19 protein-coding genes, 1 tRNA gene and 1 pseudogene are annotated in these 21,682 nt (G+C 71.0%); 12 read left to right on the top strand and 9 right to left on the bottom strand.

Annotated elements, in window-relative coordinates:
- Positions 1 to 81: 81 nt before the first annotated feature.
- On the bottom strand, positions 82 to 900 hold the full coding sequence (locus tag Raf01_RS31750) for an isocitrate lyase/PEP mutase family protein (RefSeq protein ID WP_203921751.1): 819 nt from the start codon (positions 898 to 900) through the stop codon (positions 82 to 84).
- A gap of 69 nt (positions 901 to 969) precedes the next feature.
- Here Raf01_RS31750 and Raf01_RS31745 point away from each other — a divergent pair, with 69 nt between their 5' ends.
- Positions 970 to 1,950: a DUF5937 family protein gene (locus Raf01_RS31745; RefSeq protein WP_203921750.1), complete on the top strand. Its 981-nt coding sequence runs from the start codon at positions 970 to 972 to the stop codon at positions 1,948 to 1,950.
- A gap of 16 nt (positions 1,951 to 1,966) precedes the next feature.
- Here Raf01_RS31745 and Raf01_RS31740 read toward each other — a convergent pair whose 3' ends face one another.
- Complete coding sequence (locus Raf01_RS31740) at positions 1,967 to 2,407, bottom strand: MarR family winged helix-turn-helix transcriptional regulator (protein ID WP_203921749.1); 441 nt, start codon at positions 2,405 to 2,407, stop codon at positions 1,967 to 1,969.
- 97 nt (positions 2,408 to 2,504) lie between these two features.
- Here Raf01_RS31740 and Raf01_RS31735 point away from each other — a divergent pair, with 97 nt between their 5' ends.
- On the top strand, positions 2,505 to 3,353 hold the full coding sequence (locus Raf01_RS31735) for an NAD(P)H-binding protein (RefSeq protein WP_203921748.1): 849 nt from the start codon (positions 2,505 to 2,507) through the stop codon (positions 3,351 to 3,353).
- On the opposite strand, the gene trpD is transcribed toward Raf01_RS31735, so the two are convergent.
- Positions 3,354 to 4,454: an anthranilate phosphoribosyltransferase gene (trpD, locus tag Raf01_RS31730; protein WP_203921747.1), complete on the bottom strand. Its 1,101-nt coding sequence runs from the start codon at positions 4,452 to 4,454 to the stop codon at positions 3,354 to 3,356.
- Positions 4,455 to 4,726: 272 nt separating this feature from the next.
- Between trpD and Raf01_RS31725 the strand changes: the two genes are divergently transcribed.
- From Raf01_RS31725 to Raf01_RS31710, 4 genes are all read left to right on the top strand, one after another.
- The gene (locus tag Raf01_RS31725; protein ID WP_203921746.1) at positions 4,727 to 5,572 is read left to right on the top strand and encodes a hypothetical protein; all 846 of its coding nucleotides are present in this window, start codon (positions 4,727 to 4,729) and stop codon (positions 5,570 to 5,572) included.
- 142 nt (positions 5,573 to 5,714) lie between these two features.
- Positions 5,715 to 6,029, top strand: coding sequence for a hypothetical protein (locus Raf01_RS31720; protein ID WP_203921745.1), 315 nt, complete (start codon positions 5,715 to 5,717; stop codon positions 6,027 to 6,029).
- Positions 6,030 to 6,129: 100 nt separating this feature from the next.
- Positions 6,130 to 6,387, top strand: coding sequence for a hypothetical protein (locus Raf01_RS31715; RefSeq protein ID WP_203921744.1), 258 nt, complete (start codon positions 6,130 to 6,132; stop codon positions 6,385 to 6,387).
- 533 nt (positions 6,388 to 6,920) lie between these two features.
- Complete coding sequence (locus Raf01_RS31710) at positions 6,921 to 7,259, top strand: hypothetical protein (RefSeq protein WP_203921743.1); 339 nt, start codon at positions 6,921 to 6,923, stop codon at positions 7,257 to 7,259.
- Positions 7,260 to 8,056: 797 nt separating this feature from the next.
- On the opposite strand, the gene Raf01_RS31705 is transcribed toward Raf01_RS31710, so the two are convergent.
- A tRNA-Pro gene (locus Raf01_RS31705) sits at positions 8,057 to 8,130 on the bottom strand.
- 90 nt (positions 8,131 to 8,220) lie between these two features.
- Positions 8,221 to 9,108 (bottom strand): metallophosphoesterase, encoded by an 888-nt coding sequence (locus tag Raf01_RS31700; RefSeq protein ID WP_239134087.1) that lies wholly within the window; start codon positions 9,106 to 9,108, stop codon positions 8,221 to 8,223.
- Between the two features lie 25 nt (positions 9,109 to 9,133).
- Between Raf01_RS31700 and Raf01_RS31695 the strand changes: the two genes are divergently transcribed.
- Entirely contained in the window at positions 9,134 to 9,589 is a 456-nt protein-coding gene (locus Raf01_RS31695) for a GatB/YqeY domain-containing protein (protein ID WP_203921741.1), read from the top strand.
- Between the two features lie 120 nt (positions 9,590 to 9,709).
- Here the strand turns inward: Raf01_RS31695 and Raf01_RS31690 are convergent, their stop codons facing one another.
- Positions 9,710 to 12,163 carry a penicillin-binding protein gene (locus Raf01_RS31690; protein ID WP_203921740.1) on the bottom strand — a complete coding sequence of 818 codons (2,454 nt, stop codon included), beginning with the start codon at positions 12,161 to 12,163 and terminating at the stop codon, positions 9,710 to 9,712.
- A gap of 472 nt (positions 12,164 to 12,635) precedes the next feature.
- Between Raf01_RS31690 and Raf01_RS31685 the strand changes: the two genes are divergently transcribed.
- Complete coding sequence (locus Raf01_RS31685; RefSeq protein WP_203921739.1) at positions 12,636 to 12,935, top strand: WhiB family transcriptional regulator; 300 nt, start codon at positions 12,636 to 12,638, stop codon at positions 12,933 to 12,935.
- Here the strand turns inward: Raf01_RS31685 and bagB are convergent.
- The 3 genes from bagB to Raf01_RS31670 all read right to left on the bottom strand — a co-directional run bounded on the left by bagB (position 12,924) and on the right by Raf01_RS31670 (position 15,889).
- Positions 12,924 to 14,072 carry an ArsA family ATPase gene (bagB, locus tag Raf01_RS31680; protein WP_203921738.1) on the bottom strand — a complete coding sequence of 383 codons (1,149 nt, stop codon included), beginning with the start codon at positions 14,070 to 14,072 and terminating at the stop codon, positions 12,924 to 12,926. The two genes, Raf01_RS31685 and bagB, sit on opposite strands and share 12 nt — an antisense overlap.
- Positions 14,073 to 14,181: 109 nt before the next feature.
- On the bottom strand, positions 14,182 to 15,159 hold the full coding sequence (bagA, locus tag Raf01_RS31675; RefSeq protein WP_203921793.1) for an ATPase BagA: 978 nt from the start codon (positions 15,157 to 15,159) through the stop codon (positions 14,182 to 14,184).
- Between the two features lie 79 nt (positions 15,160 to 15,238).
- Positions 15,239 to 15,889, bottom strand: coding sequence for an Rv0361 family membrane protein (locus Raf01_RS31670; RefSeq protein WP_203921737.1), 651 nt, complete (start codon positions 15,887 to 15,889; stop codon positions 15,239 to 15,241).
- A gap of 513 nt (positions 15,890 to 16,402) precedes the next feature.
- Between Raf01_RS31670 and sp36 the strand changes: the two genes are divergently transcribed.
- The 4 genes and pseudogenes from sp36 to Raf01_RS31650 all read left to right on the top strand — a co-directional run.
- Entirely contained in the window at positions 16,403 to 16,561 is a 159-nt protein-coding gene (sp36, locus tag Raf01_RS31665; RefSeq protein ID WP_203921736.1) for a Sp36 family protein, read from the top strand.
- The gene (locus Raf01_RS31660; protein WP_203921735.1) at positions 16,562 to 17,017 is read left to right on the top strand and encodes a RidA family protein; all 456 of its coding nucleotides are present in this window, start codon (positions 16,562 to 16,564) and stop codon (positions 17,015 to 17,017) included.
- Positions 17,018 to 17,125: 108 nt separating this feature from the next.
- Positions 17,126 to 17,878 (top strand): MBL fold metallo-hydrolase, encoded by a 753-nt coding sequence (locus Raf01_RS31655; protein WP_203921734.1) that lies wholly within the window; start codon positions 17,126 to 17,128, stop codon positions 17,876 to 17,878.
- Positions 17,875 to 21,462: pseudogene (locus Raf01_RS31650) on the top strand (adenylate/guanylate cyclase domain-containing protein); the annotation flags it as partial. The gene Raf01_RS31655 and the pseudogene Raf01_RS31650, both read left to right, overlap by 4 nt.
- Positions 21,463 to 21,682: the final 220 nt, after the last annotated feature.

Raw genomic sequence — 21,682 nt, 5'->3', positions numbered from 1 at the left:
CCCCCAGGGCGAGCATTCCGCGGGGCGACCCCGGTCACACCGGCCCCCGCTTCCCGGGGCGGGGGCCGGTCGGACCCGGGCTCAGCCCCGCATGAGCGTGTTGATCGCGGAGTAGTCGAAGCCGCCGGCGAGCGAGGCGTAGGTGCCCGACGTCAGGGCCTCCTCGGCGGCCCGGCGGGCGACCGCGTAGGCGGCCTCCGCTACCGCCGAGCCGAGGCTCACCCGGGCGACGCCGAGGTCGGCGAGCTGCCGTACCGACGGCGCGCCCGGGCCGGCGAGAACGTTCAGCGGCGCCGGGATCGACGGCACCAGCTTCGCGACCAGGCTCGGGTCGACGACGCCCGGGACGAACACGCCGTCCGCGCCGGCGGCCAGGTACGCGGCGGCCCGGTCCACGGTCTCCGCGAAGTCGCCGGTACCGGACAGGTAGGTGTCGACACGCGCGTTGACGTACAGCGGAATGCCCGTACCGTCGGCGGCCCGGCGCGCGGCCTCCAGCCGGGCGCACTGGTCCTCGACGCTGCGCAGCGCACCAGTACCGTCGTGCGACGCATCCTCGATGTTCACTCCGACCGCACCCGCCTCGATGACGGCCCGGACGGTCTCCCCGACCTCCGCGGGGCTGCCGCCGTATCCGGCCTCGATGTCGGCCGTGACCGGCACGGCGACCGCGCCGACCATCCGACCGACAAGGTCGGTGACGGCGGCCCGGCCGAGCAGGTCGCCGTCGGCGACACCGAGGCTCCACGCGACCCCGGCGCTGGTCGAGGCGACGGCGGGCGCGCCCGCCGAGGCGACGATCCGGGCGCTCGCCGCGTCCCAGGCGTTGACCAGAACGAGCGGATCGCCGCCGCGGTGGAGGGCACGGAACTGGTTGGCACGTGTGTGCTGATCGGTCATGCCGCCAGTCTGCGGCGGCTGCGGGCGTCGCCGTATCGTTTGAGCTCCAGCTAAAACGAGGAGGTGCGGGTGGTCGCCGTCGGCCTGTCCGCGGGTGCGGTGGCCCGGATCCGGTTCGCCGTCTCGGCCCTCTGGGAGGTGGCCGCGAGCCTGCGGGTACTGCGCCGGCCGGACCTGCACGCGGTACACCTGCCGTGGGTCCACGCGGTACGCCCGGCCCTCGTGTCCGCGGGACTCGTGGACACCGGGGACAGCCTGCTCTGGCAGCTGATCCCGAGCGAGCCCGGGTACCTGCCGGATTTCCTCACTCCGGCGCCGTCCGGCCTCATCGCCGACCTCGACACCGAGCTGGCCACCCTGCGGGAGACCCCGGCCACGGTTATCCGCACCCAGTTGGCGCTGCAGGGTGGACAGCCAGCCAGGATAGTCCGCGACTTCGCCGCCGACCCGGCCTCGGGCATGCGCAGGCTGACCGGCGAGATCGCCGCGTACTGGCGGATCGCGCTCGCCGCCGACTGGCCGCGCATCCGGCGGCTCCTCGATGTCGAGGTGTCCGGCCGGGCCCGGGCACTCGCCGAACGCGGCGCCGCCGACCTGCTCAACGGTCTCCACGAGCGGGTGACCTGGGCGGACGGCGTGCTCTCGGTCGCCGCGCGGTACTGCGACGCGGACGACGTCGCCGACGGGCACGGCCTGATCCTGGTGCCGTCCGTGTTCGCGTGGCCAACCGTGCTCACCATCGCGGACGTGAACTGGCCACAGCTCGCGTACCCGGCCCGCGGAGTCGCGACCCTCTGGGAACGGGCGCCCCGCCCATCCGACGCGCTCATCGGGGTGCTCGGCCGGACCCGGGCCGCGCTGCTCGTCGAGATGCGGGTACCCGCGTCAACCTCCGAACTGGCCCAACGTACCGGGATCACGGTCGGCGGCGTGTCCCAGCACCTGGCGGCGCTCCGCGCGGCCGGCCTGGCCAGTACCCGCCGGGAGGGTCGGTCGGTGATGAACACCCGTACCGAGGTGGCGGACGCCCTCCTGGCCGCCTCGGCCTGACGGGTATCCGCTCGGCTCAGCCCGCCGGGATCGTCCCGCCCAGCAGATCGCTCGCCGACTGGTACACCTTCGCGAGGGCGGACATCAGGTGACCGCGTTCGGTGTCCGTCAGATTCTCGGTGACCTTCTGCTCGAGGACCCGGCGTTCGGTCTCGATCGGTCCCCGCAGGGCACGACCCGCGTCGGTGAGCCAGAGCCGGACCAGCCGGTTGTCCCGGTCGTCGCGGCGCCGGGTGATCAGACCAGCGTCGGCCATCCTCCCGGCCATCTTCACCACGGCGGGCGTGGTGACGTTCACCGCCGCGGCGATCTCGCCGGGAGTGCGGCCGTCCCGCTCCCAGAGGATCGCCAGCAGGTGGTTCTGCCCGAGGTGAAGGCCATGACGCTGCATGCCGGCCTCGGCCGCGGCGCGCAGCGCCTTGGACGTCCTGCTGTGCAAGTCCAGGAACTCGGTCACTCGGGCACCTTCGATCTCGGCGTTGACAGCACATCGTTAACCGGTTAGCGTTCTCCTCCAGCAAGTCGTTAACCGGTACACGATCTCGGAGTTTCTCATGCTACTGGTCACCGGAGCGACCGGAAACGTCGGCCGCGAACTCGTCAACCAACTCGACGCGAGCGGCGTCAAGTTCCGGATCCTGGTCCGCGATCCGGCCCGGGCCGACCGGCTCGGCACCCGGGCCGACTGCGTGGTCGCCGACCTGGACGAGCCCGATAGCCTGCCCGGCGCCTTTCACGGCGTCGACAAGCTGTTCCTGCTCACCCCGGGCATCGGCCTGAACCACACCGCTCACGCCGTGGCCGCCGCCCGGAGCGCCGGCGTGGCGCACATCGTGCACCTGTCCTCGTACAACGTCCTCGGTGACCCGATGCCCGCGATGGGCCAGTGGCACCACGAACGCGAGGAGATGGTCCGCGCATCCGGCATCCCGGCCACCTTCCTGCGGCCCGGCGGCTTCATGACCAACGCCCTGGACTGGCTGCCCACCATCCGGCAGGCAGGCTTCGTCCTCGACCCGATCGGACCCGGCCGCTACGCGCCCATCGACCCGGCCGACATCGCCGCCGTCGCCGCCCTCGCGCTCACCGAGGACGGCCACGACGGCAACGAGTATGTGCTGACCGGCGAGGAGACCTTCACCATCGCCGAGCAGGTCCGGATTCTCTCCGCGGCGCTGGGCCGGGAGATCGAGGTGCGTACCGTGGCGACACCGGCGGAGGCCGTGCGATCCCGTTTCCCGGGCGGCGCGCCCCCGGCCCTCGCCGACGCCATCGTCGAGGGGTTCACGCTGATGCGCGCCGACACCACCGGGTTCCGCACGGACACCGTGAAGCGGCTGCTCCACCGCCAACCAGCGACCTTCGTCGACTGGTGTACCCGCAATGCCCACCGGTTCCGGTAGTCACGACGCACCCGGCGACTGCGGGGACCCGCGCCGGCGTACCCGAGCCACGTCGACCCACCGGGCCAACAGGTCAGCGGCGGCGCCGGAGTCGATCGCCGCGGCGCAGCGGTCCATCGCCGGGGGCAACAGGTCCGCGAGCGGATCATCCGCTGGCGCCGCGGCGACCAGGGCGCCGGCCGCGTTGAGCAGAACCGCATCACGGACCGCGCCCGGCTTGCCCGCCAGCAACTCGTGCGCGACCCGGGCGTTGATGTCGGCGTCGCCGCCCCGCAAGGCGCCCTCGGCGCAGCGGCGGATCCCGACCGCCCGCGGGTCGAAGACCTCACGGGTCGCCCGGTGCCCGCGTACCCGCCAGACCTGCGATGTCGCCGCCGTGCTCAGCTTGTCCAAGCCGTCGTCACCGCGCACCACCAGCGCGTTCGCGCCCCGCCTGCGCAACACCTCCGCGATCACCGGCAGCAGGCGGGGATCCGCCACCCCGATCAGCCGGTGCGTCGGGTTCGCCGGATTGATCAATGGGCCGAGCACGTTGAACACGGTCGGCACCCCCAACTCCCGGCGTACCGGACCGGCGTGACGCATCCCGGGGTGGACCTGCGGCGCGAACAGGAAGGTGATGCCCGCCTCGGCGGCGACGGCGACAAGGTCCGCGACGGACAGATCCAGCGGTACGCCGAGACGTTCCACCAGGTCGGCCGACCCGGCGCTGGTCGCCGACGCGGCACGGCCGCCGTGTTTGACCACCGTCGCGCCGGTCGCCGCGACCACGATGGCGGCCATCGTGGAGATGTTGACCGCGTTCGTACCGTCTCCACCGGTACCCACGATGTCCACGATCGGTCCCGGGATCGGTACCGGCGGGGCAGCCCGCAGCAGCGCGGACACGAAGCCGTCGATCTCGGCCGCGGTCTCGCCCTTCGCTCGGAGCGCCACCACGAACGCGGCCAGCTGAGCCGGCGACGCGTCGCCGCCTATCACCTGCCCCATCGCCCACGCGGCGGCGTCACTCGACAGGTCGTCTCCGGCGAGCAGCGGTCTGAGAATCGCCGGCCACGACAAGGCGGCGGCCGGCGTCGCCGGGACGGGAACAGAGTTCATCGACGTGTCCTTCCAGGGTCCGGGCCCCTACCGGGGCGCCGGCCAGTGATGGACACGACAACGGCCGCCCCGAAGGCGGCCGCGTGGGTGCATGAGAACCGGGACCGCCTACCAGGCGGGCCACCAGCCGATCATGCGCATCGTCACGCGCCCAGGATAGCGTCAGCCGCCGGCTACCCGGCGCCCACATCGGTTCTTGCCGGGGTGTGTCACCTTCGAAGCGTGATCAACCGCCGGCCGATCGCGGCCGGCCGCTGGCGATAGGGGCTGCCGTGGGCAGGCACGAAATCCGGTACCACGACAACCACTCGCTGGTCTGGACGTGGCCGCTGACGCTGGCCGTATCGGGCGTCGCGCTGGCCGCCGTGGCGGTCGGCGGAGTGCTGTGGGCGGTGGGAGCCACCGGGCCCGGGCCGCTCGGCGGACTGGCCCTACCGGCGAGCGTCGCGCTGTTCGTCGCCATCAGCGGCCGGCTCATCTCGGCGAACCGCATGCGGTACGAGGGCGCCGAGTTCCCGGCGGCGCCGCCGTCCAGCCCGGCGCCGGTCGGGTCCGGCGCCCGGCGACGTTCGGCCGTACGCCGCAGCGGCCTGGCCTACTTCTACATGGTTCTCGCCGGTGGCGGGCCCGCGGCGGCTGCCCTGCTCAACTGGAACACCCAGGGTCGCTCGATCAGTCTCCTTGAGCTGATCCTGGGTGCCTGCGCCCTGAGCGGTTGTTACCTCGCCGGTCCGGCCGCGCGGTTCGTCGTGACGCCGGAGTACCTGCACGTCGACCGCGCGCTTCGCCGGATCAGCGTTCCCCGCCGCCTGATCGCCGGGTTCGAGCGCGGTTTCCTGACTCTCACCCTCCGGCTGGACGGCGGCGACCATCTCGACGTCCGGATCGACTCGCCGCTGAACGACATGGGTAGAAGCGAGTATCGGACGAACATCCGCGCGCAGCTGCGCACCGCCGAGCGGATCGTGGCGATGCTGCGCGCGGTGCCGGCTACCTACGGTACGGGCGGGGAAGTGGTCACGGCTCCCCGGCGGGGGATGCGGGCACTGGCGATCGTCACCGTCATAGTGGCCGTGGCCGCGGTGGTGGCGTTCCCGTTCGCGATAAGAAGCTCATAAGCGCGAGGCCCCGCTTCCATTAGGGCGAGCAGTGTGGCCGCCGGAGGCGTGGTCCGGGTCGTAGGGCCGGAGGCCCCACCCGCCGGAGGCTCAGCCATTCGGTCGACTACCGGCCGCGAATCGCGGGCATTACGTTGCGGCCATGCCGATCATCGTTCCCATCGGCCCCGACGTTCGGCGCGCCCCGGCCTACTGGGCGGCGGTCTGGTGCACGCGTCTTGCCTTCGCCTGCATTCTGCTCTGGAGCTCCGTCCCGTTGATCTGGCGCTTCATCGCGGCTGGCGATCCGTCCAGCTTTCTTCGCTGGCTGCCCTGGTTCGCTGCTGTGCTTCTGTGGGCAGCCTCGCTCGTGCTGCTGCGTCTGGCCGGGGTCCGCCTCAACGGCTGGCTTGACCTCGCGGATGCGGAGATCCGACGACAGTTCAGGCGCGACCTGGTGTGGCTGCCTCCTCGCTAGCCACGATGGACCGAGCCCGCCGTTTGCTGGCCGAGCGGAGACTCCTACCCGCCGGAGGCGCGGTCCGGTCGTCGACGCCGCGTCGAAGAGTGATTACCGCGTGCGACCATTGGACGTGTATCAGGCAAAGACCTACCGGCGCGTGGGCAGCCAGGGCATTGAGAGCCTGAAGATGGTGGTGCACGTCGACGATCGTGGTGATTATGAGATCCACGTGACCCACCTGATGGATGAGCGCGTTCTGACCGATGAGATCAGCTTCCGTGGCCGTGATGGCGAGCTGTGGCTCCAGGACCGCCACGCCGGCTTGATCGGCGATGGGTTCGAACTCGTCTCGCCGGAGTCGAAGACCATCTAGGCCAGCCCCGCGCCAGGAGCTTCCCAGTCTCCGTTCCGAACCCAGCGTTGCCCGATGTCGGTAGCGCCCTCTTCGTCCCGAATTAGGTACTGATCCGTGATCGACCTGGCCGCCTGGGCGTTCGCGCTGGTCGGAGCGTGGGTGGTCATTCATCTGGCGAGGTTCCCGCGACGGCTGTTATCAAGATCTGCTCCCATCTCGCTCCCACTGCATGCCGTAAGGGTGCGGCCCCCGCGTGGGTGCCGGCCTCCCGGTGGCGCGGTCTGGTTGCCTTTGGTGCGTCACTGGTGAGCCGTCGTCGGAGCTTCCCGGAGCGCTGGGGTCCAGGGCGAGCAGTCCTGGCCGCCGGAGGCGTGATCCGGGTCCGTAGGGCCGGAGGCTGGATCTTGCCGGTCTTCCGCAACGCCGACATCGCGAGTACGAGAACCATCCGCTTGTGCTCCAGCCGGCGCTTGCTGAAAGATCAGCCGTGGGCTCCGGTTCGGGGCTGGCGTCGAACGGGCGTCCTCGGCGACCCTCGGGGTGAGGCCCTCGTGCTCCAAGACGAGCAGCCAGCGGACTGGGAGGATTCACTTAAGCGGCATGCCGCTTATCCCATGCTGGTGCGAGGAACCCGACTCGATGCCTGCGCGATTCCGGTCGCTGTGTTGGGCGTCGCGTTGATCCTGGCTTGGATCGCCGTCACGAATCACTTCCCGTGGCCGATTCCGCTCGCCGTCATACCTTCGTTATGGGTTCTGAACTGGGGCGGTGTACTCATGCAAAGGTCCGCGCTCACCCGTCTGCAGTCCGACCTGCCTGACGTTTCTAAGGCTTCGATGTTGCATGCTGTCAAACGCGATTCCTTGCCCCGCTTGCCTTGGAACCGCTGACCGCGCTTGTCGTGCAACTTGCCTGGCCGGTAGGTATGCCGCGCGGGCCGTACGGCCGAGTGCCGTCGCGTTGAATGCGCCGTGGTGACGACGCAGCGCCGACAGATGGCAGCGTCGGTAGACGCAGAGTGAGCGCTCCGCGCCCCTCCAGCGCCCGAGCGCGGAGAGCAACGAAACAAGCCAGCGGAAGCGACGCTAGCGTGCGTACGGCCGCGAAGTACAGCAACCGGCGCAACCGAATCCGACTCTGAACCGTCGTAATAGACAGCCTCGTCCTGCACGAAACCGCGAGGAACCGTGCAGCCGACAGTCGGAAGGTTGCTGGCTCGACGTGTGATGAGACAACAGTCAGCCGGCCGGTTGGGACCTTCTGCCGGCCCTTCGATAGCTCGCGGATGCTTTCCACTGAGGCGAGGCAGCGAAAGCCGGTGTCGTCGTCGAGCATGCCGGCGGAGGCATCGTTGAACGTGAACGGTGTGCAGCGGAGGAACGGGCTGGTGAAGGCGCTGCCTTTCAGCTCGTACCGACCGGGTGCGTACTCGCGAGCCACGGCCGCGATGCGGACTCAGCTCCTAGACAGCCTGACCGGGCTGTGTCCGGCCGCGCTGGATGCCCGCTGGGCGCCCGCTCCCGGCTCCCCGGTGACGGACCTAGACCGGCGGCTGTCGAAGCGCGGGCGGAGGTCGGAGAGTGACCCGGCAAGATCGTCTCCCAAACGTCTCCCAATGGCTTCTAGAACATGATCAGGGCCGGTTCCCTGTTCTGGGAGACCGGCCCTGATCTGCTGCTCTGCTCTGTCGGGGTGGCGGGATTTGAACCCACGACCTCTTCGTCCCGAACGAAGCGCGCTACCAAGCTGCGCCACACCCCGAGCGTGCCGGGCAATAGTAGCTGACCGGTACGGCGCGGGAAACAGGGGCCTCCGCTAACCCGACGTCACCCGGGCCACCAGCTACCCGGGCTACCGGGGGATCAGCGTGAGCAGCGACGCCTCCGGTCGGCAGGCAAACCGTACCGGGGCCGTCGGGTGGGTACCCAGGCCCGCCGACACGTGCAGCCAGGCGTCCGAACCCGGCCAGCGGTGCAGTCCCCGAGCCATCCGGCGGTCCAGCCCACAGTTGGAGACCAGTGCGCCCACCCCGGGTACCCGCACCTGCCCACCGTGCGTGTGACCGGCCAGCAGCAGCGAGAACCCGTCCGCCGCCATGTCGGACAGCACCGACGGCTCCGGCGAGTGGGTGAGCCCGATGTGCAGGTCCGCGTCCGCCAGCGGAGCATGCCGGTAGCTGTCCCGGCCGATGTGCGGGTCGTCCACGCCCGCCAGTTCGACCGTCCGGCCACCCGCCTTCAGTACCGTCCGGGCGTTGTTCAGGTCCGCCCAGCCCGCCGCTACCAGGGCCGCCCGCAGGTCCTCGGACGGCAGCTCGACCCCCTGGACGTACTCCCGGTCCTTCTTGAAGTACCCGAAGGGGTTCTTGAACACCGGCCCGCGGTAGTCGTTGGAGCCGAAGACGAAGGCCCCCGGCCGGTCCATCAGCGGCTCGAGCGCCCGGGTGACGCCGGCCACCGCGTCCGGGTGGGCCATGTTGTCCCCGGTCGTCACGACCAGGTCCGGGTCGGTCGCCACGGCGAGCGCGGCCACCCAGTCCTGCTTGCGCCGCTGCCCCGGGGTCATGTGCAGGTCGGAGATGTGCAGCAGGCGCAGCGGCTCGGCGTCCGGCGCGAGCACCGGCACGTCGAACCGGCGCAGGGTGAACATGTTCCGCTCGATCAGCGAGGCGTAGGCCAGTGTCCCGGCTCCCAACGCCGCCGTGGCGGTCACGAACCTTAATGCAGTACGCGTGCGCATGCTGCTAAGGGTAGTTTCGGGGACCATGAGCATGCTCAAGGACCGCCTGGAAACGGATCTGCGCACCGCGATGAAGGCGCGGGACGAACTGGTCACCTCGACGCTGCGCATGGCGCTGGCCGCGGTGCGCAATGCGGAGGTCGCCGGCGATCAGGCGCGGGAACTCGGCGAGGACGAGGTACAGGCCGTCCTTACCCGGGAGGCGAAGAAGCGGCGCGAGGCGGCGACCGCGTTCGCGGACGCGGGGCGGGCAGAGCAGGCCGAGCGTGAGCGCGCCGAGGAGGGCGTGCTGACCGGGTACCTGCCGTCCCAGCTGTCTGACGAGGAGCTGACCGGGATCGTGGCGCAGGCGTTGACCGGGGTGGACACCAGCGGTCGGGGAGCGATGGGCCAGGCCATGAAGGCGGCTCAGGGCGCGGTCGCGGGTCGGGCCGAGGGCGGCCGGGTGGCCGCGGAGGTACGCCGCCAGCTGGGCCTCTGAGCGGCGCGAGCGGGCCGAAACGACGGAGCCGCGCGAGCGAGCCGGAAACGACGGAGCCGGGCTCCGGGGTCGCCTAGACGGCCCCGAAGCCCGGCTCCACTGATCAGCGCCGGCTGCCGGTCAGTGCCGGCCGCCGGGCGGGCAGTTCTTCCCCAGAATCGGGATGCAGCCCGGCGGATTGCCCTGCCCCGTGCCCTGCCCGGGGGGCGGGTTCTGCTGGCCGCCCGGTCCCGCACTGATGTTCAGGGTGATCGGGCCGCCCTTGGAGGTGCTGCCGCTCGGGGTGGTGCTGGCGACGGTACCGGCCGGGCAGCTGGAGGCCACCGGCTTCGAACCGACGTGCACAGCGAAGCCGGCGTTCTCGAGCCGCGTGGTCGCCGCGTTCGGCGACTGGCACTTCACGCTCGGGATGCTCTGCCGCTGACCGTACGCGGTGTGTTCGGTCTCCTTGGTGAAGTTGACCGCCGGCTTGCCCTGCATGTAGTCGGCGAGCGTGTGCTGCACCGCCAGGTTGACCTGGGTGTGGCTGTACCCGTGGGTATCCGAGTTGTCCGGGTCGGCGACGATGCCCGCGACGGCCAACTGCTTGGTCATCGTGATCAGCGCCGCGGTGCGGTCGTTGTCCGTCGTGCCGGTCTTGCCGGCGATCTGGTACTTGTGGGGCACGATGCTCCGGGTCGGCGACGCGGTCGCGTGACCGTTGCAACCACCGTAGAAGCCCTGGTCACCGACCGGGCACCGGGCCGCGTCGGTGGCCGCGCGGGCCACGTCGGGGTCGACGGCCTGGCGGCAGCGGGGGTTGCCGGCGTCGAGCTTGGTGCCGTTGAACTCGTGGATCTCGTCGACCGGCAGCGGTTCGCAGTAGTTGCCGTCGGCGGCCACCGCCGCGTACGCGTTGGCCATCTCGAGCGGGCTGACCGCGGCGACACCCAGCGTGAACGCGCCCCACTGGTCGGCTCCGTGCGTCGCGAAGTACGCGTCGGTGCCCTCGGTGTTCTTGTTGCCGGAGAACGTGATGCCGAGGTTCTGCGCCATGGCGACGACGTTCTGCGCGCCGACCTGCTCCTCCAGCGGGACGAAGTAGGTGTTGATCGAGGCGCCGAACCCGGTCCACATGTTGTACGGGCCGACTTCGTCCTTCGAGTCGTTGGTCGGGCAGTAGTAGTTGGTGCCCGGACAGGCTGCCGGCCCCGACCCGACGATGAAGTGCGACTTGTAGGGGTTCGTCGTGTCGATCGTTCGGGACAGCGGTACGCCCTGTTGGAGCGCCGTGAGCATGGTGAACATCTTGAAGGTCGAACCGAACTGGTATCCGCCCGGCTGATCGGGAGCGCCGAGCAGCGGCACCGTGGTATTCGGATAGTTACCCTTTTGCCCGTGTTTATGGGGATCGGTACTGAGCCCGTTGCCGCTCTGGTCGTTGCTGTACGTGCGGTTGACCGCCATCACCTTGATGTGCCCGGTGCCCGGCTCCACCCCGGCCACCATCAACGCGTCCGACTTCTTCGGAAGGCCCTTCGCCTGGGTGTTCACGTTCTTCATCGCGTCGGCCTGCGCGCCGACGTCCAGCGAGGCGTAGATCGAGTAGCCGCCGGTCTTGAGGTGCTCGGCACGCTCGTACTCGTCGGCACCGAACGCGGGCTGCTGAAGCCACCAGCGGTAGAAGTAGTCGCAGAAGAAGCCCCACTCGGGCTTGACCACGCTGGTGCAGCCGTTGGGCGTCGACTTGTCGGCGAGCTTGAGCTCGGCCTTGTTCGCCGTGTTGGCCTGGGCCTGCGTGATGTAGCCCATCTTGACCATGTTGTTCAGCACGTACGTGCGCCGGAGCAGTGACTGCGGGCGACCGCTGGTGGTCACCGGGTCGAACGCGGTGGGCGCCTTCACCAGGCCGGCCAGCAGCGCTGCCTGGTCAAGCGTCAACTTGTCCGGCGTCTCGTTGAAGTACACCTCGGCGGCGGCGTAGATGCCGTAGGCGCCGTTACCGAACGGGGCGATGTTCAGGTACCGGTCGAGGATCTGCTGCTTGGTGAGCTTCTTCTCCAGGGAGAGCGCGATCTTCATCTCCCGGAGCTTGCGGCCCGGGGTGTCCGAGGTCGCGTCGACGACCTCCTGGGGCGTGGACGCCGAATATTCGATCGCCTGCCGCACGTACTGCATGGTCAGCGTCGACGCGCCCTGCTCGGTCTCGCCGGACTTCTGGTTGGCGACCATCGCCCGGGCGACGCCCTTCACGTCCACGCCGTGGTGCTGGTAGAAGCGCATGTCTTCGGCCGAGACGATCGCCTGCAGCATGACCGGCGCGATTTGCGAAGCCGTAACGTCTCGCCGGTTTTCGTCGTAGAAGGCCGCAATGAGCGTTTTATGGTCAGAAGCATACAAATAGCTGACCTGTGGTGACTGCGCCACGGTCAGCTCGGTCGGAAGGCTGTCGAATCCGTCCGCCCCCGCCTTGGCGGCGAGCCCGGACATGGCCACCGCCGGGAAAGCGGCAGCCGCGACCACAACCCCAGCTAGTAGGCCACAGATGAGAAGAGCCGTGGCATTGGACAGCGGGTTGCGATCACGTATACGCATCCGGTTCACCGCCTCAGGGTACGCGAACAACGAATTTGGCCCGCGTCCTGCCGGACGCGGCCTCGTTGTGCTAAACGCGCGAACCTGGGTGTCCGGTTGTCCCTTCTGCTTCCTTGATTGCTCGATCGCTACGGAGATTGTCCACCTTCGGGTGGGTGGATGGGGACAGTTCCCGGGTATGGCACGTGGATGTACCAAGACCAACAGCTCTGGGCCATGGGCTATGGGGCCTGTGTCCCGGTTGGCGAATTTCGCCGACGACGTTGCGTAATCGTGTGACTACGGAGCATGATGATTCGGCAACGCAAGAACGCTGCCCTCGGAGTTGAGGGCACGCCGCCTGGTGGACGCTCTCCGCGTTTCCGGTCCAGGTCCGTCGGTGAGTGTCTGGGGGTACTCCACTGCGGCCCGGGGGAGCGCGGACGGGGACGACCTGGCGGATCGGGGGGAGCACAAGGGGGGACGTGCACAGATGGGGATGATTGCTGACTGGCCCAGCCAGGCGGCGTGCCGGAATGGAAATCCGGACGCGTTGTTCGTCCAGGGGGCCGAGCAGAATGTGGCTAAGCGCATCTGCCGCAGCTGCCCGGTGCGGTACGAGTGCCTCGCAGACGCGCTCGACAACCGCATCGAGTTCGGGGTGTGGGGTGGCATGACCGAGCGGGAGCGCCGCGCGCTGCTGCGCCGTCACCCGCAGGTTGCCAGCTGGCGCAAGATGTTCGAGGCCGCGCTCTCCAAGGACCGGGACAAGGAACTGGTGTCAGCCAGCTAGAGAAGTGCCTATAGCGCGCAGCCCGTCGAGGTCATGGACATCGGCGGGCTGTGCCGCGACGGGTACCACCGGTACCCCCGGGTGGTGGACGGTGAAGCGTGCCGACACCTCCGCCTCCCGTACCACCTGTTCGGCCAGCGCCGCGTGGACCCGCAGGGCGTCCGCGGTCAGCGGGCTGCCCCCCTCGACGTCCAGCTCGGCAGCCGCGGCCAAGCTCTGTTCCGGCGAGAGCTCGGGCGCGGCGATCCGGTGCACCCGGTTGAGAATCAGTCCGTGCAGCGGCATGCGCTGCTCGGCCAGCCGCCCGGCGAAGTATCCGGCCTCCCGGATGGCATCCGGCTCCGGCGCCGCCACGACCAGGAAGGCCGTCTCGCGGTCCTGGAGGATGCGGTACGTCTGCTCGGCACGCTCGCGGAACCCGCCGAAGGTGCTGTCGAGCGCGGCGACAAAGCCGGACAGATCAGTCAGTAGCTGCGCGCCGAGAATCTTCTGAACCGCCCGGGAGAACACCCCGAACGATGCGGTGACCAGGTTGAACATGCTGCGCCCGCCGGCCCGGGCGGGAGCCATCAGCAGCCGGAGCATGCGTCCGTCCAGGAATCGGGCCAGGCGCTGCGGAGCGTCCAGGAAGTCCAGCGCGGAGCGCGACGGCGGAGTGTCGACCACGATCAGGTCCCACTCGTCGCGGGAGCGCAGCTGGCCCAGCTTCTCCATGGCCATGTACTCCTGGGTACCGGAGAAGGTAGAGCTCATGGCCTGGTAGAAGGGGTTCGCGAAGATCTCCTCGGCGCGCTTCGGATCGGTGTGCGTGAGCACCACCTCGTCGAAGGTGCGCTTCATGTCCAGCATCATCGCGTGCAGCTCACCGCCGGCGGCCGCGGTGCCTTCCAGCTTGACCTGCTTCGGGTTGTTGTCCAGGGCGGAGAGGCCGAGCGCCTGGGCGAGCCGGCGGGCCGGGTCGATGGTCAACACGACGGTACGACGACCGTGTACCTCGGCGGCCCGCAGCGCCAGGGCGGCGGCGGTGGTGGTCTTGCCCACTCCGCCCGACCCGCAGCAGACCACGATCCGGGTGCCGGGTTCGGCGAGGATCGCGTCCACGTCCAGCCGCTCGGGCTGCTGCTGATCTTCCGGCACGTTCCCTCCGCTGGCGGCTCGTTCCTCGCCGCCGCTGACGTCCACTTGTCTTCCCCGTAGTGGTCGCCCGACCGCGACGGTACGTTTCCCGCCGCCGCTGGCGACCCATTTACCCGAGCGTATCCGCGCCCGGCCCCCGCTGCCGCAGGGTGTCGGCGAGAGTGCTCAGGCCGGCCCGGTCCACGCCGCCGGCCAGCGACGGAAGCTCGACGACCGGCCGGCCCAGCGCCTTCAGCTCGTCCCGCAGCCCCTCCTCGACCGCCCGCCGGGTCAGGTGCGCCTCGGCCTCGGTACGCAGGCCGGCGACCGTCTCCCGATCGGCCGGCAGGCCGGCGGCGACCAGCCCGCGCTTCAGCTCGGCCTGGGTCACCCGGCCCTCGGTGAGCAACGGCGGCTGGCTCCCGTTGATGATGATGTTGCCGACGGAGATCTTCAGGGCGGACAGCTCGGCGATCGCGTCCGCGGTCTCCTGGACCGGCATCTCCTCCAGCAGCGTGACCACGTGCACCGCGGTCATCGGGGACCGCAGGATGGCCGCCACGCCCTCGCTCTGGTTCTTGATCGGTCCGACCCGAGCCAGCCGCGCGGCCTCCGCCGTGACGTTGAGGAACCGGCCGATCCGACCGGTGGGCGGTGCGTCCAGGATCACCGCCTCGTATACCCGGCGACCGCCCTCGGTGCGGGTGGTGGCTTCCTTGACCTTGCCGGTGAGCAGGATGTCGCGCAGGCCGGGCGCGATCGTGGTGGCGAAGTCGATCGCGCCGAGCTTGCGCAGGGCACGGCCGGCCATGCCGAGCTTGTAGAACATGTCGAGGTACTCGAGCAGCGCCTCTTCCGGGTCGACGGCCAGCGCCCGGACCTCACTGCCGTCGGCGGTGGTGGCGATGCGCCGCTCCGCGTACGGCAGCGGTTCGGTGTCGAACAGCTGGGCGATCCCTTGCCGCCCCTCGACCTCGACCAGCAGCGTGCGCCGGCCGTTGCCGGCCAGCGCCAGGGCGAGGGCGGCAGCCACCGTCGTCTTGCCGGTGCCGCCCTTGCCCGTCACGACGTGCAGCCGGGCAGGCCACGACCGGTTCCTCAGCGAGATCGCTGCGGCGGAGTCATCGGAACGGCCTGATCGCACACTGCCGACGGTACCTCCGACGGGGCAACCGGTCTGCCGAGCGTCACCCGGTCTGTTGGATCTCGCATACGAACCAGCCGTTGCTCCGCGTGGTCACGAAGCGGAGGTTCTGGGTCGCTTTCTGCTCCTCGGACGTGCGCAGCGTCACGGTGGCGGTCAGGATCGTCTCGTCCTTGCGGGTCTGCTCGGTCTTGGGCGTGCTCCAGCTGTACTTGACGTCCTGGTACCCGGAGTCCTGCTGCTTGATCTGGTTGATCTTCGCGGTCAACTTCGCCCGGTCACGTGTCTGGGAGCACACGTAGTTGCTCGCCTTGGTCACGTTGTGGTCGGTGTAGACGGCGGTGAGGAAGCCGTCGATCGCGGCGGACGGGCTGGACTGCCCCTTGACCGTGTCGCGGGTGCCGAGGTAGGCGGCGGTGCCTCCGCCACCGAGCACCACGACCACCGCGGCGACCACGATCCCGATCACCAGGCCGCGGCGCTTCCTCGCGGGCGGCTGCTCGGCCGGCGGGAACGCGGGTGGGTACGGAGCGGGGTACCCGGTGGCCGCGTACCCGGGCGTCGCGTACTGGGTCGGGGCGGGCGGCGGGTACCCGGTGCCGGGGGCGCCGGGGGTGGCCCAGGTGGCGGGAGGCGCGCCGGCGGCTTGCGGGTATCCACCTGCGGGCGGGTATCCACCGGCGGGCTGGGTCATCGCCGTCAGGGTCGCCGGGTCGGCTCCCGCTGGCGGACCGGCCGGTGCCGGTGCCTCGCCCGCTGGTGGGCCTGAGGGAGCCGGTGCCTCGCCCACTGGCGCTGCTGCCCCGGTCGCTGGTGGGCCGGCCGGCGCTGGTGCCTCGGCCGCTGGTGGGCCGACCGGAGCCGGAGCCGGGGCCTCGGCGGGCGCCGGGCGTTGGGCCGGTACCGGCGCCTCGGCCGATCCGGGCGCGGGCGACGGGTTCAACGACACCGGTTCGGTGGGCCCCGGTACCGCCGCTTCGGCTGGCCCAGACTCACCGGCCGGCGCCGAACCTTGGCCGTCCGTCGGGCCCTCAGCGGTCGGTTCGGTCGGGTCCTGCGGGGGCGGCTGAGTCATGTCGTCACCTTGTCGTGTCACCGAACCGGGTGGAACCGGTCGAATCCGGAGCGCGAGAACCGGGAAGGGCGGCACGAGCCTAACCACCGATGCCCACGCCGGTCAGTCCCGTGCCTGCTGCAAGATGACTCCATGCAGAAGTGGGAGTACGCGACCGTGCCGTTGCTGGTGCACGCGACGAAGCAGATTCTCGACAACTGGGGCTCCGACGGCTGGGAGCTGGTGGCCGTGATTCCGGGACCGAACCCGGAGCAGTTGGTCGCCTACCTGAAGCGCCCGAAGGAGGCGTGAGTGGACCCGTACGCGAAGCTCGCTGAACTCGGCCTGGAGCTGCCTCCGGTTGCCCCGCCCGCCGCCGCGTACGTTCCGGCGGTACAGACCGGCAAGCACGTTTACGTCTCCGGCCAACTTCCGACAGTCAACGGCAAACTGCTCGCGACCGGCAAAGTGGGCGCCGGAGTGTCTCCCGATCAGGCGAAAGACCTGGCCGAGCGGTGTGCGCTGAACATCCTCGCGGCGGTCGACGCCCTGGTCGGGCTGGAGAACGTGGTCAAGGTGGTCAAGGTGGTCGGATTCGTCGCGTCCGCCGAGGGTTTCGTCGGCCAGCCGCAGGTGATCAACGGCGCGTCTGAGCTGTTCGGCGCCGTGTTCGGCGAGGCGGGTCACCACGCGCGCAGCGCGGTCGGGGTGGCCGAGCTGCCGCTGAACACGCCGGTCGAGGTCGAGGCGATCGTCGAGGTGGCCTAGGCGGCTCGACGCCTGGATTTCGCCTCGGCGACAAGATCGACAGGACAGGGCCTGAGCCCGGCCTGAGCCCGGATGGCATGGCCGGCACAGCGCCGTACGATCACAGCCATGGCAGGCGAACCCGTGGTCGGGGTGGCGGACCAGCTGCCGTCGTGGGCGACGCTGGTCCGCGCCCCCAATCCGGGACCGATGACCCTCGCCGGAACGAACACCTGGGTGCTGCGCCCGGCCGGCGTAAGCAGCTGCGTGGTCGTGGATCCCGGGCCGCTGGACGAGGGGCATCTCCGGACACTCGCCGATCAGGGGCCGGTCGCGGGCATCCTGCTCACCCACGGTCATCACGACCACACCGACGGGGTGGATCGGCTGATCGAGCTGACCGGCGCCGTGGTGATGAACGAATCGCCCGGCGTGCAGCGGATCGTGACGCCCGGGCACACCGGTGACTCGGTGTGCTTTCTGGTCGAACTGGACGGCGAGCGGGCGGTCTTGACCGGGGACACGATTCTCGGTCGCGGTACCACCGTCGTGGCCTACCCGGACGGCGACCTCGGCGACTATCTGCGCAGCCTGGAGCTGCTGGAAGGACTGGGTCCGATCCCGGTGCTCCCCGGGCACGGGCCGCCGCTGCCCGACTGTGCGGCCGTGGCCCGGCACTACCTGGAGCACCGCAAGGTCCGGTTGGACCAGGTCAGGCGTGCGCTCGATGCGGGGGCGACGACCGCCGGCGAGGTCGTGGAGATCGTCTACGCGGACGTGGACCGGTCGCTGTGGACGGCCGCGGAGTGGTCGGTCCGCGCGCAACTCGCCTACCTCGCGGCGGAATCTCCGGACGCGCATGTGCGTTGGGACACATCGTGACCTGCCCGGTGTGTGGAACTGTCGCCGTGCCCGGCGCCCGGTTCTGCCACAACTGCGGCGCCGCGCTGCCGGCTGCCGCGACGCTGCCGGCGACCGAGCGGCGGATCGTCACTGTGCTCTTCGGCGACCTCTCGGATTTCACCGCGTGGGCGGAAGATCTTGATCCGGAGCGGGTCGGCGCGGTGACCGACCGGGTGCTGGCGGCGCTGGCCGGGGCGGTCAAGACGTTCGGCGGCCACGTGGACAAGCTGACCGGCGACGGGATCATGGCGGTCTTCGGAGCGCCGGTCGCGCACGAGGACGACGCCGAGCGGGCGGTACGGGCGGCCCTGTCCATGCAGCGCGCCGTCCGGCGGGTACTCGACGACGAGCGGGGCGGTGGCGCGCCGCTCGGGCTGCGGGTGGGGCTCAACACCGGCCAGGTGGTGGCCGGTGTGCAGGCCGCCCTGGAATACACGGTCATCGGCGACACGGTCAACACCGCGGCGCGGCTGGCCGACGCGGCCGCGATCGGCGCGATCTACGCGGGTGAGCGCACCACCACGAGCAGCCGGCACGTGGCGTCCTGGCGGCACCTGCGCCCGCTGCGGCTCAAGGGCAAGCGGCAGCCGGTCGAGGCGTACGAACTGCTGGGCCTGCTGGACGCGCCCGGCACCCGGTCAGGCATCGGGGACGAGGCGCCGTTCGTGGGCCGGGAGACCGAACTGGCCCGGGTCGCCAGCCGGCTCGCCGAGGTGGTGGACCGGGAAGAGCCGCGGCTGCTGGTCTTCACCGGTGAGGCCGGGCTGGGCAAGAGCCGGTTCGCGGCCGAGGTGGAGCGGCTGGTCGCGCGGTACGAGGTCGGGCCGCCGCGGGTACTGAGCGTGCACTGCGCCGCGTTCGGTGAGGTGCGCCGGCTGGCGCCGCTGGCTGACCTGGTACGGATCGCGATCGGCCTGCCCCCCGAGATGTCGGCGGACGCCACCCGGGCGGTGGTCGAGGAGCGACTTCGCCGGCTCGGTGCCCGCCTGGCCAAGATCGCTCCGGACGTGCAGAGCCCGTCGAGCGAACTGCTGCTGACCCTGCTCGGGTACGGCGAGCTGACCGCCATCGAGGGGCCTGCTGGTTCCGGACGCGAGCGCCCCGACGTGGAGGCGATCCCGGCGACGGTCGCCGACCTGTTCAGCGCGCTGGCCAGGGAGACTCCGCTGGTCATGGTCGTCGACGATCTGCACGACGCGACCCCGGAGACTGTCGACGCACTGGGCGCGACGCTGTCCCGGCTGACCGGCCCGGTGCTGGTGCTGCTGCTCGGCCGGCCCGAGCTGGTACGCCCGGCGGGTGTGCTGACCCGGCTCGCCGACGCCGAGGTGAGCACGCTGCCGCCGCTGCGCGGTGCCGACGCCAGCCGGCTGCTCGGGTCCTACCTGGAGAGTGGCCGCCTGCCGCAGCAGGACGAGGACCGCCTGCTGGCGACCGCCCAGGGCAACCCGTTCTACCTCGCCGAACTGGTCACGCTGCTGCTGGAACGTGGCGGGCTGACCCCGGCCCGGCCGCTGGCACAGCGCTTCACGGTGGAACCGAGTCCCGCCGCTGCCGCGGACGCGGCCGGTACCGGCGGCTCGCCGACCGGCTGGCGGCTGGCGCCCGGTTCGCTGGGCGGCCGGTTGCTGTCCCGCGACCTGGCCGCGGTGCTCGCGGCCCGGATCGACGCGCTGCCGCCGGACGCCCGTTCGGTGCTGCGCGACGCGGCGGTGGTCGGCGACGCGGTACCGGCGGGTGCCCTCGGCGCGCTGCGGGAGACCCGTACCGGACGGGACGTGCGGCCGGCCGAGGTCTCGGCCGTGGAGCTGGAACGGGCGATCGAGGAACTTCTCCAGCGCCGGATGCTGCGCCGCCTGCGCACCGGGTACGCGTTCGCCACGCCGCTGATGCGGGAGGCCGCGTACGCCGGCATCGGCAAGGCCGACCTCGCCGACCGGCACGCGAATCTCGCCCGGTGGGCGGCGTCCGGAGACGGGCCGGCCGGCATGTCCGCCGAGACGCGCGATGCCTTCGTCGCCGAGCACGTCGAACGGGCGACCACGCTGGCCGACGCGGTCGGGCTGCGGCCCGAGGCGGACGCCCGGACGGTCGCGCCACTCGGAGTGGCCGCGCTCGGCCGGTCCATCCGGCGAGCGGTGGCGGCCAGCGAGCCGGCACAGGCCGTGAAGTACGCGGAGCGGGCCAGCGCGCTGGCCGGAGAGGCGCTGCCGCCGGCCGACCGGCTGGTGCACGCCCGGGCGCTGTTGCAGCTCGGCCGCGCGGCGGAGGCGCTCGGGTACGCCGAGAAGATCAGCGCGAACGCCGGGGACGACGTGACCACCCGGGCCGGCGCCCTGTTGCTGGCGGGCCGCGCGTACCGGCTGCTCGGTGACGGCGACCGTTCCTACGCGACGCTTCAGGAAGCGCTCGCGGCGGCCACCGGGGCCGGGCTCGCACCGGCGGCAGCCGAGGCGCTGCGCCGGCTGGGCATGGCGGACTTCCTCGGCGGGCGGCTGGCCGAGGCCGGCGACCGGTTCGGTGGCGCGTACGAGATCGCGCTCGGCGCGCAGGACCGGCGCAGCCAGGCGTGGTCGCTGCAGAACCTGGCCTGGGTCACCACCACCCGTGGCGACTTCGCCGCGGCCAATGCCGCCCTCGGGCGCGCCGTACGGTTGTTCGCTGAGCAGGGCGACCCGGTCGGTCGGGCGTGGCTGCGGGGTACCACGGCGTTCACCCGGATGCTCGCCGGTCGCCTGACCGAGGCGCGCCGGCTGGCCCGGGCGTTCCTACCGTTCGGTGAGCGGGTCGGCGAACAGTGGGCGGTCGGCACGCTGCGCGCGGTCGAGGCGTTCGCCGCGGCGGAGTTGGGCGACCTGGCCGAGGCGGACCGCGGGGCACGCCACGCGTACCGGGACTTCGCCGCCGCCTCGGACGACTGGGGGCGCGGCCTGGCACTGGTGGTACGCGGTGTGATCGCTCGCGGGCTGGGCTCGCTGGACCACGCGTACGACCTGCTCACCGATGCCCTCGCGTACGGCGAGCGGACCGCGCACCCGCTGCTCATCGGCATGGCTCGCACTATCCGCGGCTTCGTCAGCCTGGAGCGCGACGACCCGGCGGGTGCCGAGGCCGACGCGCTCGCGGTGCTGGCCGTGGTCGAGCCGCACGACGTGTTCGAACCGGCTCAGGTCGGGCCGCGGGTGCTGCTCGGTGCCGCCCGGCTCGCGGCCGGTGACGCGCGGGCCGCGCTGCGCCAGCTCGAACCGGTGGCCAGCCTTCCCGACGAGCCCGCGCTGCTGTTTTCCCGGCGCCAGGGCGTCGCGCTGCACGCGGCGGCGCTGCGTGCCGTCGGTGACCTGCCGGCCGCTCTGAAGCAGGCCCGGCGGGCGGCGTCGATGCCGGGTGAGGACATTCGTAGCCACGTGATCGCGTTGCGTGAATTGGCCAGGACGCTGGCCGCGACCGGCGCCTGCGAAGAGGCGCGGCAGGCGGCGAGCGAGGCGGTCGCCGTGGCGTACTCGTCGTCGCAGACCGGTGAGCGAGCCGCCAGCGAGGAGTTGCTGGCGTCGTTGACCGGGGATTCGGCAGGTCAGGTGCCGCGCGCGTCGGACGGGGACCGCCCGGCGAGCACCGACGGAGCCGGTCAAGCGCCGCGGGCGTCCGGTGGAGTTCGCCCGGCGAGTACCGCGGCGCCCGCGCCGTCCCCGACGGCGCCGTAGGGCCGTGCGGATCGCATGGGCCGTCCCTTTGGCTAGTTGATCAGACTGCGCCGTTGGCGGCGTGAGCCGGCGGGTTATTTTT

The sequence above is a fragment of the Rugosimonospora africana genome (genome assembly GCF_016862975.1).
GTDB classification, from domain to species: domain Bacteria; phylum Actinomycetota; class Actinomycetes; order Mycobacteriales; family Micromonosporaceae; genus Rugosimonospora; species Rugosimonospora africana.
This window is presented reverse-complemented; position numbering and strand designations above follow the sequence as displayed.